This window comes from Acinetobacter sp. YH12241, assembly GCF_013417535.1.
Classification (GTDB): Bacteria; Pseudomonadota; Gammaproteobacteria; order Pseudomonadales; family Moraxellaceae; genus Acinetobacter.
This window is the reverse complement of the sequence record NZ_VPDQ01000042.1, coordinates 1-15,989: the sequence shown is the minus strand read 5'-3', so window position 1 is coordinate 15,989 and position 15,989 is coordinate 1. Positions and strand designations below refer to the sequence as shown.

Sequence of the window (15,989 nt, the reverse complement as noted above, 5' to 3'; positions counted from 1 at the left end):
GGAAAAATCTAAAAGGTATGTTTTACCGAAAAAAAGAAGTAGAAACTACCCACGAGTTGTGAAAGGGAAACCACAGAAATACCCAAAAAAATGCCAGTCAATCTCTTAACTGACTGGCATTACCCTTTCGGACGCTTTTTTTAAAATTTAGCTTTTAACTATTAAGCTTGAAGCTCTTTCGCTTTAGACATAGTCAATGCCAAATCTTCAATCATATCTTCCTGACCGCCAACGGTGCCACGACGACCAAGCTCAAGCAGAATTTCACGAGCAGATACGCCATATTTTGCTTCAGCACGTTTAGCGAACAGCAGGAATGAAGAGTAAACACCCGCATAACCTAAAGTTGCAGCATCACGGTCCGCACGGATCTGATGAGTCATCATTGGAATGATCAGATCTTCTGCAACGTCTTGTACTTTAAACAGGTCAACACCAGTTTCCATTTGCATACGATTGGCAACCGCAACAAACAGTTCAAGTGGCGTATTACCTGCACCAGCACCCAGACCAGCTGATGCCAAGTCAACACGTGTTGCACCTGCTTGCACTGCTGAAACAGAGTTCGCAACACCCATACCTAGGTTATGATGACCATGGAAACCGATTTCGATGTCTGAACCTAAGTTAGCACGTAAAATACCAACACGGTCAGTCACGTCTTGCGGCAGCATATAACCTGCAGAGTCAGTTACATAGATACAGTTGGCGCCGTAAGACACCATTTTTTGCGCTTCTTCAAGCAGTTTTTCTGGAGAAGCCATGTGTGCCATCATCAGGAAGCCCACAGTATCCATACCCAGTTTACGAGCAGCAGTAATGTGCTGTTCAGAAACGTCTGCTTCAGTAGAGTGAGTTGCAACACGGATGGTTGCTACACCTACATCATGCGCCATTTTCAGGTGATCAACCGTACCAATACCAGGAAGTAACAGCGCAGATACTTTTGCTTGTTTCAGGTTTGGAATAACCGCTTTTAGGTATTCTTCATCAGTTGCAGCTGCGAAACCGTAGTTCACAGAGTTACCGCCAAGGCCGTCACCGTGTGTTACTTCAATCAGCGGTACACCTGCATCATCCAGCGCAGTTGCAATCGCAACCATTTGCTCAGGTGTAGTTTGATGGCGCATGGGATGCATACCATCACGTAAAGTCATATCATTAATAATAATCTTAGACATGAAGGTGCTCCTTAAGCTTCAACTGCATTTAAAACACGTTCTGCGAACATTTCTGCGGTACGTGCAGCTGCTGCAGTCATAATGTCGAGGTTACCTGCATATTTAGGCAGGAAGTCACCCAGACCTTCAACTTCAAGGAAGATCGATACGCGGTTGCCATCAAATACAGGACCGTTCACCAGTTTGTAACCTGGTACGTATTTTTGAACCTCGAGGATCATCGCATGTACAGATTCAGTGATTGCCGCTTGATCTGGTTCACCTTCAACGAGGCAGTGAACAGTGTCGCGCATCATCAGTGGTGGCTCAGCAGGGTTAATGATGATGATCGCTTTACCTTGTTTCGCACCACCCACTTTCTCAATCGCACCAGCAGTCGTACGCGTGAATTCGTCGATGTTTTTACGTGTACCAGGACCAACTGATTTAGTAGATACAGTCGCAATGATTTCGCCATAGTTCACAGGCTGAACGCGAGAAATCGCTGCAACCATAGGAATCGTTGCCTGACCGCCACAAGTTACCATATTGACGTTTGGCACTTCACCTTGTTCAAGCAATGCTTCAAGGTTGACAGGTGGTACGCAGTAAGGACCAATTGCAGCTGGTGTTAAGTCAATCATTAACACGCCAAGCTCGTTCAGCTTACGGCTGTTTTCAGCATGTACATAAGCAGAAGTTGCATCGAAGGCGATTTTGATGTCATCTTCAACTACTTGAGGCAGCAAACCGTCTACGCCTTCAGCAGTGGTTTTTAAACCCATTTTTGCTGCACGTGCTAGACCTTCAGAAGTTGGGTCAATCCCCACCATCCATACTGGTTCTAACCATTCGCTGCGTTGCAGTTTATAAAGCAAATCAGTACCAATATTACCTGGACCGATCAATGCACATTTAATCTTTTTCATGAATGTACTCTCTTGTATTCCCTTATTCAGCAGCAAAAGCAGCTGTTACTGAACCAAAGCCTTCAATTTCAACTTTGAATTCGTCGCCAGGCTGAGCTACAACCATTGGACCCAAAGCACCAGTCAAAATAATGTCGCCTTTTAGCAATGGACGGCCACGGCGTACCATTTCATCTGCCAGCCACACAGCAGCATTTAACGGGTTTGCCAGACATGCTTTACCCACGCCTTGAGAAACCACTTCGTCGCCACGTGTCATGACCATCTTGCAGTTCACAAGATCAAGGTTTTCCAGTTTGACAGGCTTAGAGCCCAGAACGAATGCAGCAGAAGATGCGTTATCAGCTACGGTATCAATCAGGCTGATTTTCCAGTTTTCGATACGGCTATCGACCACTTCTACAGCAGGAAGTGCATAGTCAGTTGCACTAATGATGTCTGCATACGTATGTTTTGCTTTAGTCAGATCTTCTTTGATGACCAATGCGATTTCAGCTTCAACTTTCGGTTGAATCAGCAAACCTGCAGGGATTGCTTCACCATCGCCATAGGCCATGTCGGCAAACAACATACCGAAGTCAGGCTGATCTACGCCAAGCTGTGCTTGAACCACTTTCGATGTCAAACCAATTTTACGACCTACCAGACGGCGACCTTCCGCCAGAGCACGCTCGGTATTTACTTCCTGAACGGCATAGGCAATATCTACGTCAGCACTTTCACCACCAAGTTCCGGGCGAATCGGTGCGATCGCAGTTTTTGAGAGTTCAGCAGTACGTAATGCTTGTGCAACTGATTCAACAACAGCAGAATTCGACATCAATGTTTCCTTAAACTGCAAAAATGAGGCTTATGCCGAGAACTAAGACAGGCAAAATGTTCTGACCTGATCATTTCGATCATTCCAATAAACAATTGCGCCTAGTACGGGCATATGAATAAACAGTTTTAGGATGGGAAAAATACGACTTGAATGCCAATAGTTATTTTATTTTTTGCAATAGCTATTATCTATAAATTAAATTTATAAAAATCAATTAAAAACATAATCTTATAATTATGAATTAAGTTATATCCAACTAAATAACTCAACAATCATGACAGAACAAAACCACTGTAATCACAACTTTAGACTAAAAGATAAGACCAGTTGTTCAAATCTACCGCATTGATCCGCATCTTCCGTTTCAGAAAATGCCGGATCTTGAATAATGACTAAGATACTGAATTAAATGGCTTCTTTCCATTGGACTTTAGCCAATAAAAAGTCATGCAAACTGCTGACATCCTTCACAATCGACAGTGGATTAAACTGTGCCAAAGTTTCCGGTGTATGTACGCCATAAGTCACACCTACACTTGGCATGGCAATGTTCATCGCCATTTCCAGATCATAAGAAGTGTCACCGACCATAATCGCTTCATGCGCATTGACACCAGTTTCAGTCAGAATTTCAGCCAGCATTAAAGGATCAGGTTTGGAGCGGGTTTCACTGGCAGCACGAGTGGCATGGAATAGTTCCAGACTATTCGTTTGTTTTAGTACCCGGTCTAAACCTTTACGGCTTTTACCTGTTGCCACCGCTAGCTTAATCCCTTCATCTTTTAAACTATACAGCATCTCAGCTACGCCCTCAAACCAGGCATCATTGACTGAGTTCATCACATAGTGATCTGAATAGGCCTGCAAAATATCCGCATGTAATTCTGGCACACTTGGGAATAGCCGTTGTGCGACTTCTGGCAAACCCAGCCCGATAATGCTTTTCGCATCTGCATCAGTTAAAGGTTGCTGAAACTGTTGCGCAGCAAACTGTAAACTCGACACGATCTGACCCACTGAATCAAATAAAGTGCCATCCCAATCAAAAATGACCAGTTTTATAGGTGAATTCATATAAGGTTCCTAGTATTTGATTCAGTGTCTTTAAGCCCTCTCCTTCTAGGAGAGGGTTTGGGAGAGGTGAGTTAAATTAATTCCCCACCACAATTAACATCAGTGAGCAGCTGTTTTCGTATAGGTATTATCTACTTTTCAAGGATGAAAAGTAGCAAAAATCCTTTGTTACTCTGATGGCACGTCCCTGTGCCACAGAGTAACGGCGCCATCCATGTCGCCCTTCATTGATTTAGAAATTGTCTTGAATCATCTCTAATAAAGAGGGAAATTTCTCCCACTCAAGTAAAGCAAGATAAGACTCATTAAAAAGCTAAAAATTACTCGTCATCTTCCGTAGGTATTACCACCTTATCCGCCTTTTGCGCACGAAGCTGAGCTACAAGACTCTGCATATCTTCAGGTAACGGTGCTTCAATCGTCGGATAACCCGGAATTTCTAAGCGCATCGCATGCAGACATAAGCGGCGTGGTTTTGGCCCACGATATTCAGTTTCATGTCCGTATTTTTCATCACCTACCAGCGGATGACCAATGCTGAGACCATGTACACGAATCTGATGGGTACGACCAGACAATGGAGAAGCATACACCAGTGTCGCATGCATAAAACGCTCTGCCACATTCCACTGGGTTTTAGACTCTTTGCCTTCTTTAGAGACACGGACACGGCGCTCACCATTAGAAAGTTCATAACGATGCAAAGGTGCATCAATGAGTTGCTTATCTAGCGTTACCTGCCCTTTCACGACAGCGGCATAAGTTTTTTTAATCTTATGTTCACGTAATAAATCTTGTAGCGTTTTTAAGGTACTGCGCTTTTTCGAGATCATCACCAGACCCGATGTGTCACGGTCAATACGGTGAATCAATTCCAGGTATTTTTTACCTGTTGCAGCACGTAGGCCTTCAATCAGGCCATACGCCACACCGCTACCGCCATGCACAGCAATACCCGATGGTTTATTGACAACCATCAAGCCTTCATCTTCATATACCACACGTGACAGAAGACCTTGAGCCACCTTGTCCGAAATCGGCGCTTCTGATTCATCTTTTTGTTCATAACGAATAGGTGCCACACGAATCTGGTCGCCAATCGCCAGTTTGGTTTCGGCCTTAATGCGTTTTTTATTGACGCGAACCTGTCCTTCACGAATCAGACGATAAATCCGACTTTTAGGCACCCCTTTCAGACGACTGAACAAGAAATTATCGATTCGCTGTCCATCTTGATGTTCATCCACTTCAAACCAAGTGACGCTTTGCCATTGTTGTGTAGAATTCATACAGTTACTATGACCCAAAAATTACTAAAATTGATTAAAAACTGATCACTTAGGTTATGCTTTACACAAGAAACATAAGCTTAGCCCATAGGCAGATGATGCAAGGTTTGATATAGTCAGCGCACGGAAACCATCGTTTGTGAGTAAAAGTTGAAGCATTTCAGATTTCTCTGAACTTGATTATTCAATTAAAGACTCACATGATACGGGAAGGTCCCAAAAGAATTATGCCGACGCCGAAGGCTTATTATATCGGCAAACAAAGCAAACTGTTGCGTTTAATTGTACCTCAGGTACATAAATCAGTTTGTCTGAAAAAATATGTCGCCAACCTAGTTGGTTTTTAAACGTAAACTGATACACATCAGATTAGTCGCACCCTGAAGACGACTTCAGGCTACAGCGTTTGATGCATTGGATCTGCACAGTTTGTAAAGATACGACGACAATTCCGTATCAAGACACTTTCTATAAAGAAGGGATGATCTTCGAGCAATGTGACAGTGAAAGTTACTCACATCTAATGCACCGCTTGTCCGCCAGTGAAACGTTCAGGTGACTTTAATCGTTTAAAGATTGAAGCCGTATTGCCATCATCAATACGTGAATCAAAATACCGAAGCTGATCTATATTCAAGTAGACGCCGGGAATAAAAGACTCAGACCACAATGAAACTCATTGGAGATCTGAGCCATTGATCCGTGATGTGTGATGTTCGCTACGTGAATAGCGATTTTTTGCTGTGTATCACTATAAGGTGTTACACCCATGAAACGTATGTTGATTAATGCAACACATGCCGAAGAAATTCGCGTTGCACTTGTCACTGGTCAGCGTCTTTACGATTTCGATTTAGAGAATCGTACCCGTGAACAAAAAAAATCTAATATCTATAAAGGTCACGTGACTCGCGTTGAACCTTCTTTAGAAGCTGTATTCGTTGAATACGGCGCAGGTCGCCAAGGCTTCCTGTCTATGCGTGAAATCGCAAACTCTTATTACAAAGCCGATCCTCGCCAAACTTCAAATATCCGTGAACTGATTACTGAAGGTACTGAACTTCTGGTTCAGGTGGAAAAAGAAGAGCGCGGCAATAAAGGCGCTGCTCTCTCAACTTTCATCTCTTTAGCTGGTCGTTATCTGGTTCTGATGCCAAACAACCCGAAAGGTGGCGGTATCAGCCGTCAGATTTCTGGTTCAGTACGTGAAGAACTGAAAGAAATGCTGGCCTCTTTAAATGTGCCACGTGGTATGAGCGTCATTGTTCGTACAGCAGGCATTGGCCGTTCTCAAGAAGAATTACAGCTTGATCTGCAACATTTGCTAGACCTTTGGGCACAAATTCAAAGCACTGCAAATTCAGGTCCATCACCTATGCTGGTCCATCAGGAAGCAGGTGTGGTAACTCGTGCCATCCGTGATTACCTGCGTGATGATGTAGCAGAAATCCTGATTGACTCTGAGCAAGCCTATAACGAAGCTTATAACTTCGTTAAAGCAGTAATGCCGCTTCAGTTAGACAAACTGAAAACTTATACATTGAATGAGCCTTTGTTTGCGCATTTCGGTATCGAAAGCCAAATTCAAACTGCTTATGAACGTGAAGTAAAACTGCCTTCAGGCGGTTCGATCGTGATCGATCAAACTGAAGCTTTAGTTTCAATCGACATTAACTCGGCAAAATCAACTCGCGGTCAGGACGTTGAAGATACAGCGTTAAATACCAACCTTGAAGCCGCTGAAGAAATTGCTCGCCAATTACGTTTACGTGATATCGGTGGCTTAGTTGTCATCGACTTCATCGACATGACCAAAGACCGCAACCAGCGTATGGTAGAAGCGAAACTGCGTGAAGCAACTCAAAGCGACCGCGCACGTATCCAGTTCGGCCAACTGTCTCGTTTCGGCCTGATGGAAATGAGCCGTCAACGTCTGCGTCCATCGCTTGAAGAAGCAACTGGTTATGTCTGCCCACGCTGTCATGGTACCGGTATGGTACGTGACCTGCGTTCTCTATCACTTTCAATTATGCGTAAAGTGGAAGAAATCGCACTACGTGAACGTCATGGTGAAGTTCAGGTTGAAGTACCAGTAGAAATTGCGGCGTTCATGCTCAATGAAAAACGTCACAGCCTAGTATATCTGGAACAAACTTCAAATACACGTGTGACTGTACTTCCACATCCACACTTGGAAACACCTCACTACGAAATTTCGTATAATCCTGAAGGTTTCGCACCGACAAGTTACGAGCGTACTGAAGCAACCCGTTCAAGCGAAAAAGAACTGGGCTATGAGTCTTCTGAGTGGCATTTAGAAGAAGAACATACGCATACCGCTGCACCAGCACCTGCTCAGCAGCAAAACAACGGCAAAAACAATAAACGCCGCAATAACCAGAATCAGCAAAACGTACAGCAAGCACCTGCTGCACAACAGGCACCTGCTCAAGTTGCCGCACCTGCTGCCAGCCCATGTGCATGGTTAGAAAACCTGTTTGTACAAAAACAGGCAACTACTGTTGATCAATCTCGCACAGCGAACAATGCTGCTGCTGCTATTGAACAGATGGTGAATGGCGGTGCAGTGAGCCGTGGCCAGTTCGGCCAGGTTGCTCCTGTAACACCAGCAGTATCCGCACAGCCAACAGCTGTTGCAGCACCAGCAACTACCGGCAATGCTTATCTGGCGCCATCGACTGTAGTCCATAAACCAGAGCGTGATCAGTCTGAAAAAGCTGAACGTGAAGAGAAATCACAGCGTCATAACAAGAAAGCACGTAGCAACAAGCACAAAGAGCCACGTGAACAGGCGCAGTCTGATAATGCATCACAACATCAGGTGCATGAAGAAGTGGTTCAGGTTTCTCGTCAGGAACAACGTCAGGAAGCGCGTGAAAACAAACGCAACTCTCGCCGTCAGCACCACAATGAGTCTGCACAGCAAAGCGATACTCACGGCAATGAGCAACAGCAAAACGTGCCACGTCGTGACCGTCGCAACCAGCAACGTCCAGAACGTCCAAATCGCCACCGCGATCCAAGTGTTCTAAATGAACAAGCTGCACCTCAAGCACCTGCTGCCGTTGAAGCGCCAGCAGTCAATGAAAAGCAAGTTCGTGTGGAACTGGTCGATGCTCCTCGTAAAGAAGTGATGCCAACAGCAATGGTGGTAAATATTGACGAGGCGAAAAGCGAAATTGTGGCATTGAATGACACTGCTCCAGTCGCAAAACCTGCTGTTGAAGTGACTGCCCCTGCCGATGCTCCTGTAGAAGCACCAGCTGCGGAAGAGTTCCTGACTGAAGTGACTGCATCTGCTCCTGCAGAGAAAACGCCTGAAGCTCAGTCATCATCAAAACAGCGTGCCAGCAATGACCCACGTCAACGTCGTCGCGACCGTCGTGCTGTACAAGGCCAACAGGCGAAAACTCAGCAATTGACACCATCACAGGTGCCAACACTTGGCCAATACACTATTGGTAGCCTGATTCGCCATGTTTATGGTGAAGACTGTTCAGTCCTGATTGAACAGTTCGGTCTGTTGCCAACGTTTAACCGTGCATTGCAAAAGTTCACGCAGGAATATAATGCGACTTTAGCAACGGTTTCGACCGCGACCACAGAGAAAAAACCTGTAACTCGTGATGTAGAAGTCAGCAAAGCGCAGCCTGAAGCAGAACCTGCTCCTGTGCTGGATTTAACTCCGCCTGCACCAGTTTCAGAGAAACGTGTGGCGAATGATCCACGTGAGCGTCGTCGTCTCGCCAAACTGGCTGCCGAGCAAGCATTACAGCAGGCTAAACAGCAAGCACAAGCTGAAGCAGAATCTACTGCGGCTGAACCTGCTGCAGAAGCAACGGCTCCAGCAGAAGAAGCGAAAGCTGAAAGTGCTGAAGCTGCACCTGCTGAAGCTCCGGTAGCTGCAGTAGAAAGTGCTGATACAACTGAAGCGACTCAAACTCCTGAGCCAGCTGCTGAAGCATCTGTAGAAACTGCGAAAGCTGAACAGGCTCCCGCTGAAGAAGTCACTGAAACGACTACAGTTGAAGCAACTCCAGCAGAAAACAAAGCTGCACCTACCGAAACTCCGGAAGCCGATAAAGCTGAAGAAACTGTAGCAAAAGCTGAAAAACCGGCTGCCCGCCCACGTCGCCCACGTGGCCGTCCACCGAAAAAAACCAATACTGCAACTGAGTCATAATTCGCCCAATTGCAGTTAACTAAAAAACCTAGTCATTTCGGTGGCTAGGTTTTTTTTGCTAGATTTTGTCAGAATAGGTTGATTACTCTAGTTTCAACACGCTAAAAGATGGCTACCATCCGTTTATTGCATATAAATTAAACGCATTGGATACGAAAAATAATAGGACGCCCATGACCCAGACGAATCAACCCGATCTTATTGGCATTGCAGATGTCGCAGCCAAAATCCCTGCCTTCATCAGTAAGGTCCCTAATCTGCTAAACGGACTGCGACAGGCGTATTTACGTACTCCCAATACGCCCGCAGGCCTGGGTTTGGCTTTTGAAAAAGCAACACAGCGTAATCCTGAAGGTATTGCATTACGTTTTGAGGATCAGTCCTATACCTATGCTCACCTAAATGGCTGGGCGAACCAGATCGCACATTTCTACCTCTCTCTCGGTGCACAGAAAGGTGATGTGGTGGCCGTGATGGTCGAAAACCGTCCGGAGTTTATTGCCAGTGTGATTGGCCTGGCCAAGCTGGGCATCACGATTGCGCTGGTGAATACCTCTCAGGTCGGTAAAGTCCTGACACATAGTATTAACCTGGTGAAACCGATTGCAGTCATTGTCGGTGAAGAGTGCCGTGCTGCTATTGATGAAATCCGTCATGATCTCAATATTGCCGCTGACCGTTTTCACTGGTTTGCCGATCAGAATACGCAAGAAAATCCCGGACAGGCACCTGAAGGTTTTATCAACCTGGCAGAGCAGATTGACCAGTTCCCGAAATTCAATACACCGACTACGCATTCGGTACAGGGCAAAGACGGCCTGTTCTATATCTATACTTCAGGCACCACTGGCTTACCTAAAGCTGTGGTCTTTACCAATAGCCGCTGGACACTCGCCTATGGCACCTATGGCCATGTCCTGAACCTGAATAAAGATGACGTGATGTACTGCACCCTGCCGCTTTATCATGCGACAGGTATTGTGGTGTGCTGGTGTGGGGTGATTGCCGGAAGCAGTACTTTTGCCATCCGTCGCAAGTTCTCCACCTCTTCCTTCTGGAAAGATGTCAAAAAATTTGATGCTTCTGCGATTGGTTATGTCGGTGAACTTTGCCGCTACCTGATGGATGCCCCACCGTCTGAACTGGAAAAAGGCCATCGTGTCACCAAGATGATTGGTAATGGCATGCGCCCGAATATCTGGGATAAATTCAAATCCCGTTTTGGCATCAAGGAAGTACTGGAACTGTATGCCTCAAGTGAAGGTAATGTCGGTTTCAGCAATGTCTTTAACTTTGACAATACTGTCGGTTTCTCACCAACGCCTTATGCCATTATCGAATTTGATAAAGATAAAAATGAGCCTGTGCGTGATGCCAAAGGTCGCTGCAAACGGGTAAAAAAAGGTGAAACCGGTTTATTGATCGGTAAAATTACCCGCCGCTCCCCTTTCGATGGTTATACCGATCCGGAAAAGAACAAGGCAGTCATCATGCATGACGTGTTCAGTAAAGGTGATTCCTACTTCAATACCGGCGATCTGGTGCGTAATATCGGTTTCCGTCATGCCCAGTTTGTTGATCGTCTCGGTGATACCTTCCGCTGGAAAGGTGAAAATGTTTCAACGACTGAAGTCGAAAACATGCTGACCGAGTATGACAAAATTATCGAAGCTGTGGTTTATGGCGTAGAAATTCCAAATACCAATGGCCGTGCCGGTATGGCTGCAATTACCCTGCAACCGGGAAGCACCCTGGATGAGCAAGACCTGAAAAATATGGTCAGCACCTTTAAACGCTGTCTGCCTGCATATGCAGTTCCAGTTTTTCTGCGCATTCAAGAACAGGTAGAAACGACCGGTACCTTCAAGTATCAGAAAAACAAACTGAAAGAACAGGCTTTTGACCCAAACAAAACCGATGAACGCTTGCTGGTTTTATTGCCAGGCAGCGATGCGTATTGTGAGCTGACTCAAGAAATTTTTGAGAACATTCAAGCCTATCAATATCGTTTCTAAGTGCTGAAGTTGCCTATTTTTTGTTTAGATAAAGCAGAATTGTTGTATTTATAATCAAACATAGGCAACTTTGTTATTTTTTACTTGCGCTGCAATGAGATCTTGCTACAATACGCTCCATCAAACAAAGTGGTGCTTTCAGAACTCTTTAGTTTCTTTTGCACTGCACAATTAAGCCTTGCTTGATTGTTGGTTCAGGGCCGTTAGCTCAGTTGGTAGAGCAGTGGACTTTTAATCCATTGGTCCCGCGTTCGAGTCGCGGACGGCCCACCATTAAATTTGATATCCCCTGATGGGCCGTTAGCTCAGTTGGTAGAGCAGTGGACTTTTAATCCATTGGTCCCGCGTTCGAGTCGCGGACGGCCCACCATCATTTCTAAAATCTCTTTTTAGAAACTTCAATCAAAGCTACTTTGATTACCCGAATGGGCCGTTAGCTCAGTTGGTAGAGCAGTGGACTTTTAATCCATTGGTCCCGCGTTCGAGTCGCGGACGGCCCACCATTCTCCCCTCTATATTTATTTCTTCTTTCAATATTCTTATAATATTTCATATATTATTCAGTTCATTCTTTTTATTTAAGCGCAATTCATCCTGACAATTTTAGAATCGCCATTTCCATTTACTCTGTTTTTAAATTTTTTACAGATTTTATCGCTTTTATTCTGTCATCTTAAATTCAGAATCTTTGACCAACTCATACGCTTTAGAAGGTGCAGGATAACCCTGATCAAATAACTGCTGGTTTGCCCGTTCTTTTTCGTCATAAATTTTTTCCAGATTCATGACCAGATGGGTTGGGCTTTTAATTGTATAATAGAATTTTGCCCCCTCTTTACGGTCCACGATCAGTTCAGTTTGTTCCGGATTAATCGTCCAGCGGTCCTTACGATAGGTCACATTGCTTTCGGTCTGAACTCGTCTGGAATTATTCACAAAGACTTTGCCATAATGCACGATACTGCGATGCACTGTACCATCTGGCAATAAAGTCAAAATAAACACCGACTTCCCTTCCGTACAAGGTGCAAACCGTCCGTCACAATCAATCTGGGTAAGATAACGCCCGACATAGCTTTTGGCATAATCCGGTACAGGTTTAGGATCGACATTTGGTTCTACAGGCAATGCATTATAGGTTGCAGTCTGGGTGAGCGATTTAGCATTACGGGTGTCATAACTTTCATTGGCGGCGGAGATGACTACGCCATCTTGTGCCAAAGTTTTCGTAGTATCAGGTAAGGGTTTGCTTTGATGGTCATCACAGGCAATCAGTCCTGCAACACTTCCCAGCACAAATCCAAGCCGGCATAAACCACTTAAATGATGCGATACATTCGATTTCATTTTAAAAATATACCTGAAGGGGTGCACATCTATATAGGCAGACGACTCACTGAAAACTTATAAGTTTTAATAATGAATTCAATGGAATTTTTATGATCTTAGTGATTTTTTAAGGATTATTTAATCTCCCGTAACATTACTTAACGAATTTATTTTCAATAGATACTTTAAAAATTCAGATAAAACTCCATTCTTATAAATACGAGTCATTTTTTAGACTCAACCTTATTTTTTCTTTTAGGAGACTTGGATGGCCAATGTTGGTTTATATCGCTCTAACCGCTCAAACATGATTGCAGGTGTAATGGGCGGTATTGCTGAACGTTTTGGTTGGAACGCAAATTTATTACGCTTGATCTTCGTGATTATTTCGGTCATGAGTGCTGCTTTCCCGGGTATCTTAGTTTATCTGGTTCTATGGTTAGTGATGCCAAAAAAGAATTCTATGCCTGATTATGCTGCGAGCAGAACTGATTATGAACGTCCTGTGCGTACCGTGAATCAGGATAAAGACTACCGATAAAATCGTTTCCTCTTTCACCTAAATATTCATATGGTGAAATTTTTATGCCACGGTCTTTCCCCCAAAAGATCGTGGTTTTTTTTGCCTGATTTTAGGTTTTGGTCTTATTACCATTTTATGCTTTACCCTGCTCACCTGTTCAGGGTAAGTTGATACTTTATTCTTGAAATGGATTCCAGATGACACAGGCAGAATGGATTGTGCTTTGGCTGTGTGCGATCGCAGCATTACTGCATGGGGTCAGTGGCTTTGGCTTTCCTATGCTGAGTACGGCTGCCTTATCCAGTGAATATGCCTTAAGTACAGCAGTCACCTTAGTGATCCTCCCCTGCCTGTTATTGAACCTTTGGATGCTCAATAGCGATCCAAAACATAGCCTGTTGCAGAGCATTTGCTATTATGTCTCACGCTATTGGCCACTCATGTTAAGCAGCTTGGTCGGTAGTGTGCTGGGGGTCAAATTACTCATCTGGATCAATGAAGGCTATCTTAAATTATTACTGGGTCTGGTGATTATTTTCTATGTACTGGATCAGTTACGCTCTACTCCGCTTCGGGTCAGTAGCAGTCAGCTCAGTATGCTAGGATTCGGTTTACTGGCCGGCATGATTGGAGGTGCAACCAATGCCATGGCCCCCTTCCTGATGATGTATCTGCTTAGCTGCCAGCTCTCCAAAACTGATATCGTCATCATCAGTAATCTTAACTTTATTGCCAGCAAACTGGTGCAGTTGACCTTACTCTTCCCGATCCTCATTTCTTTACAAACCCATCAGCGACATATCCTGCTCGGAATCATGTTATTTGCACTCATCGGCGTCTGGCTGGGTGGAAAAATACGGCATCGACTTTCCCAGCAACATTTCAAATATCTGGTGCTGTTTTTTCTATTTGGACTGGGGATTTACGCACTTTGGCAAAGTGTGGGATTATTACAACACTCTACTATACTGTTTAAATAATATCTTTTTTAATCAAAACACATATTCACTTTTATAAGAATTTCAAAAACGCTTTTAAATAAAAAAGTTGAGCAAGGAGGTTGTATGAACGACCCTTTACGCACCCCGACTAATGCCATGCCAAAAGGAATTCGCAAAGGCTGGATTTTAATTGTGATCGCTGCCGTGATCTCTTATGGCTTGTATCATATTTTACCCTATGACGAAAATGCCAATAAGGGATTGGCCCTACTGACCTTTATCGCCATTCTATGGCTGACCGAAGCCCTGCATATTACGATTACAGCCCTACTCATACCGGTACTGGCGATTGTATTGAGTATGCCGATGGCAGATGGTGATGAACTGGTACCGATTAGCATGCAGGCAGCACTCGCTACCTTTGCCGATCCCGTGATTTTCCTGTTTTTTGGTGGTTTTGCTTTGGCTACGGCGCTGCATATCCAGAAACTGGACAAGAAGATTGCCACATGGATTATCTCGCTCTCCGGTGGACATCTCGGTGCTTCGGTACTAGCTATCTTTTTAGTAACTGCTGCCCTGTCGATGTGGATTTCCAATACCGCCACCGCAGCTATGATGTTGCCTCTGGCGCTGGGTTTACTTGCGCATCTGGATGCCGAAAAAGAACGTAAAACCTTTGTATTTATTCTGCTCGGGATTGCCTATTCAGCCAGTATTGGTGGCTTGGGCACCATCGTCGGTTCTCCACCGAATGCGATTGCAGCCAAAGCCCTCGGTTATGACTTCGCTGACTGGATGAAAGTCGGCCTGCCAATGATGTTCATTATTCTGCCAGCAATGTTGATCAGTCTGTATGTGGTATTGCGTCCAAAACTGAATCATAAGGTGAATTTTGTCACTGAAAATATCCCCTGGACCACCACCCGTATTGCGACGATGGTGTTGTTCCTCTGTACGGCGATGGCCTGGATTTTCAGTAAAAAATTGACTGAAAATTTCGGTATTTCACAGCCTGATACCTGGATCGCGATTCTGGCAGCCTGTCTGGTGGTGATTCTGGGTACGGCTACATGGAAACAGGTTGCTGAAAATACCGATTGGGGCGTGCTCTATCTGTTTGGTGGCGGCTTGACCTTAAGTGCTGTCTTGAAGGATTCAGGCAGTTCTCTGGTTTTAGGTCAAACACTGGCAAATGCTTTCGGTGACTCCTCGCCTCTCGTAATTATCTTCGTTGTGGCAACCTTCATCATCTTCCTGACTGAATTTACCAGTAATACTGCCTCAGCTGCCTTACTGGTTCCGGTCTTTGCCGCCATTGCCGACCAGATGGGTATGCCTAAAGAGATTCTGGTGATTGTGATCGGGATTGGGGCTTCTTGTGCCTTCATGCTACCTGTGGCGACACCACCGAATGCGATTGTGTTTGGTACTGGCCATATTCAACAAAGTGAAATGATGAAAGTCGGCTTTGTCCTGAATATCATGTGTATTTTCTTGGTTTCCCTGTTTATTTACTGGTTCTTTATCTAAGTTTAAATAAATCCAGATTCCAAATTAAAAAGCACCCGAGGGCACTGCTGTCCCATAGTTTGCTTTAAATAAAAAAACCTGAGTCCTAACAGTTAAAATATGAGTGCAAACAAACACTTTAACGACCAGGATTCAGGTTTTGTCCCATCAGAATACCGTATTTCATGAG

12 protein-coding genes and 3 tRNA genes are annotated in these 15,989 nt (G+C 44.6%); 8 read left to right on the top strand and 7 right to left on the bottom strand.

The features are described 5' to 3' along the window. Nucleotides 1-161 precede the first annotated feature (161 nt). From dmpG to FTV18_RS14535, 6 genes are all read right to left on the bottom strand, one after another. Nucleotides 162-1,181 (bottom strand): 4-hydroxy-2-oxovalerate aldolase, encoded by a 1,020-nt coding sequence (dmpG, locus tag FTV18_RS14560; protein ID WP_166138095.1) that lies wholly within the window; start codon nucleotides 1,179-1,181, stop codon nucleotides 162-164. An 11-nt stretch (nucleotides 1,182-1,192) separates the two neighbouring features. Further along, complete coding sequence (locus tag FTV18_RS14555) at nucleotides 1,193-2,089, bottom strand: acetaldehyde dehydrogenase (acetylating) (protein ID WP_180018644.1); 897 nt, start codon at nucleotides 2,087-2,089, stop codon at nucleotides 1,193-1,195. Between the two features lie 22 nt (nucleotides 2,090-2,111). Continuing rightward, on the bottom strand, nucleotides 2,112-2,909 hold the full coding sequence (locus FTV18_RS14550) for a 2-keto-4-pentenoate hydratase (protein WP_004781809.1): 798 nt from the start codon (nucleotides 2,907-2,909) through the stop codon (nucleotides 2,112-2,114). Between the two features lie 408 nt (nucleotides 2,910-3,317). Continuing rightward, nucleotides 3,318-3,986: an HAD-IA family hydrolase gene (locus FTV18_RS14545; protein WP_180018642.1), complete on the bottom strand. Its 669-nt coding sequence runs from the start codon at nucleotides 3,984-3,986 to the stop codon at nucleotides 3,318-3,320. A 320-nt stretch (nucleotides 3,987-4,306) separates the two neighbouring features. Further along, entirely contained in the window at nucleotides 4,307-5,275 is a 969-nt protein-coding gene (locus FTV18_RS14540) for an RluA family pseudouridine synthase (protein ID WP_004781807.1), read from the bottom strand. Nucleotides 5,276-5,795: 520 nt separating this feature from the next. Beyond that, nucleotides 5,796-5,945 (bottom strand): hypothetical protein, encoded by a 150-nt coding sequence (locus FTV18_RS14535; RefSeq protein ID WP_180018640.1) that lies wholly within the window; start codon nucleotides 5,943-5,945, stop codon nucleotides 5,796-5,798. 99 nt (nucleotides 5,946-6,044) lie between these two features. Here FTV18_RS14535 and FTV18_RS14530 point away from each other — a divergent pair, with 99 nt between their 5' ends. The 5 genes from FTV18_RS14530 (at nucleotide 6,045) to FTV18_RS14510 (ending at nucleotide 11,997) form a co-directional block, all read left to right on the top strand. Then, nucleotides 6,045-9,479 carry an Rne/Rng family ribonuclease gene (locus tag FTV18_RS14530; RefSeq protein ID WP_180018638.1) on the top strand — a complete coding sequence of 1,145 codons (3,435 nt, stop codon included), beginning with the start codon at nucleotides 6,045-6,047 and terminating at the stop codon, nucleotides 9,477-9,479. Nucleotides 9,480-9,652: 173 nt separating this feature from the next. Continuing rightward, on the top strand, nucleotides 9,653-11,494 hold the full coding sequence (locus tag FTV18_RS14525; RefSeq protein ID WP_180010969.1) for a long-chain-acyl-CoA synthetase: 1,842 nt from the start codon (nucleotides 9,653-9,655) through the stop codon (nucleotides 11,492-11,494). A 197-nt stretch (nucleotides 11,495-11,691) separates the two neighbouring features. After that, nucleotides 11,692-11,767 (top strand) — tRNA-Lys (locus FTV18_RS14520). 21 nt (nucleotides 11,768-11,788) lie between these two features. Beyond that, nucleotides 11,789-11,864: transfer RNA gene (locus FTV18_RS14515), tRNA-Lys, on the top strand. Nucleotides 11,865-11,921: 57 nt separating this feature from the next. Further along, nucleotides 11,922-11,997 (top strand) — tRNA-Lys (locus FTV18_RS14510). A gap of 157 nt (nucleotides 11,998-12,154) precedes the next feature. On the opposite strand, the gene FTV18_RS14505 is transcribed toward FTV18_RS14510, so the two are convergent. Then, nucleotides 12,155-12,841 carry a hypothetical protein gene (locus FTV18_RS14505; RefSeq protein ID WP_159123913.1) on the bottom strand — a complete coding sequence of 229 codons (687 nt, stop codon included), beginning with the start codon at nucleotides 12,839-12,841 and terminating at the stop codon, nucleotides 12,155-12,157. A gap of 250 nt (nucleotides 12,842-13,091) precedes the next feature. Here FTV18_RS14505 and FTV18_RS14500 point away from each other — a divergent pair, with 250 nt between their 5' ends. The 3 genes from FTV18_RS14500 (at nucleotide 13,092) to FTV18_RS14490 (ending at nucleotide 15,820) form a co-directional block, all read left to right on the top strand. Continuing rightward, nucleotides 13,092-13,364, top strand: a complete 273-nt coding sequence (locus FTV18_RS14500; protein ID WP_034169835.1) for a PspC domain-containing protein — start codon at nucleotides 13,092-13,094, stop codon at nucleotides 13,362-13,364. Nucleotides 13,365-13,543: 179 nt separating this feature from the next. Beyond that, complete coding sequence (locus FTV18_RS14495; protein ID WP_180010971.1) at nucleotides 13,544-14,326, top strand: sulfite exporter TauE/SafE family protein; 783 nt, start codon at nucleotides 13,544-13,546, stop codon at nucleotides 14,324-14,326. 84 nt (nucleotides 14,327-14,410) lie between these two features. Beyond that, nucleotides 14,411-15,820 carry a DASS family sodium-coupled anion symporter gene (locus FTV18_RS14490; RefSeq protein ID WP_180010973.1) on the top strand — a complete coding sequence of 470 codons (1,410 nt, stop codon included), beginning with the start codon at nucleotides 14,411-14,413 and terminating at the stop codon, nucleotides 15,818-15,820. Nucleotides 15,821-15,989: the final 169 nt, after the last annotated feature.

Bases quoted from the DNA above. Each gene is read 5' to 3' on its own strand.
- dmpG (WP_166138095.1), bottom strand. From the start codon at position 1,181: ATGTCTAAGATTATTATTAATGATATGACTTTACGTGATGGTATGCAT.
- FTV18_RS14555 (WP_180018644.1), bottom strand. From the start codon at position 2,089: ATGAAAAAGATTAAATGTGCATTGATCGGTCCAGGTAATATTGGTACT.
- FTV18_RS14550 (WP_004781809.1), bottom strand. From the start codon at position 2,909: ATGTCGAATTCTGCTGTTGTTGAATCAGTTGCACAAGCATTACGTACT.
- FTV18_RS14545 (WP_180018642.1), bottom strand. From the start codon at position 3,986: ATGAATTCACCTATAAAACTGGTCATTTTTGATTGGGATGGCACTTTA.
- FTV18_RS14540 (WP_004781807.1), bottom strand. From the start codon at position 5,275: ATGAATTCTACACAACAATGGCAAAGCGTCACTTGGTTTGAAGTGGAT.
- FTV18_RS14530 (WP_180018638.1), top strand. From the start codon at position 6,045: ATGAAACGTATGTTGATTAATGCAACACATGCCGAAGAAATTCGCGTT.
- FTV18_RS14525 (WP_180010969.1), top strand. From the start codon at position 9,653: ATGACCCAGACGAATCAACCCGATCTTATTGGCATTGCAGATGTCGCA.
- FTV18_RS14505 (WP_159123913.1), bottom strand. From the start codon at position 12,841: ATGAAATCGAATGTATCGCATCATTTAAGTGGTTTATGCCGGCTTGGA.
- FTV18_RS14500 (WP_034169835.1), top strand. From the start codon at position 13,092: ATGGCCAATGTTGGTTTATATCGCTCTAACCGCTCAAACATGATTGCA.
- FTV18_RS14495 (WP_180010971.1), top strand. From the start codon at position 13,544: ATGACACAGGCAGAATGGATTGTGCTTTGGCTGTGTGCGATCGCAGCA.
- FTV18_RS14490 (WP_180010973.1), top strand. From the start codon at position 14,411: ATGAACGACCCTTTACGCACCCCGACTAATGCCATGCCAAAAGGAATT.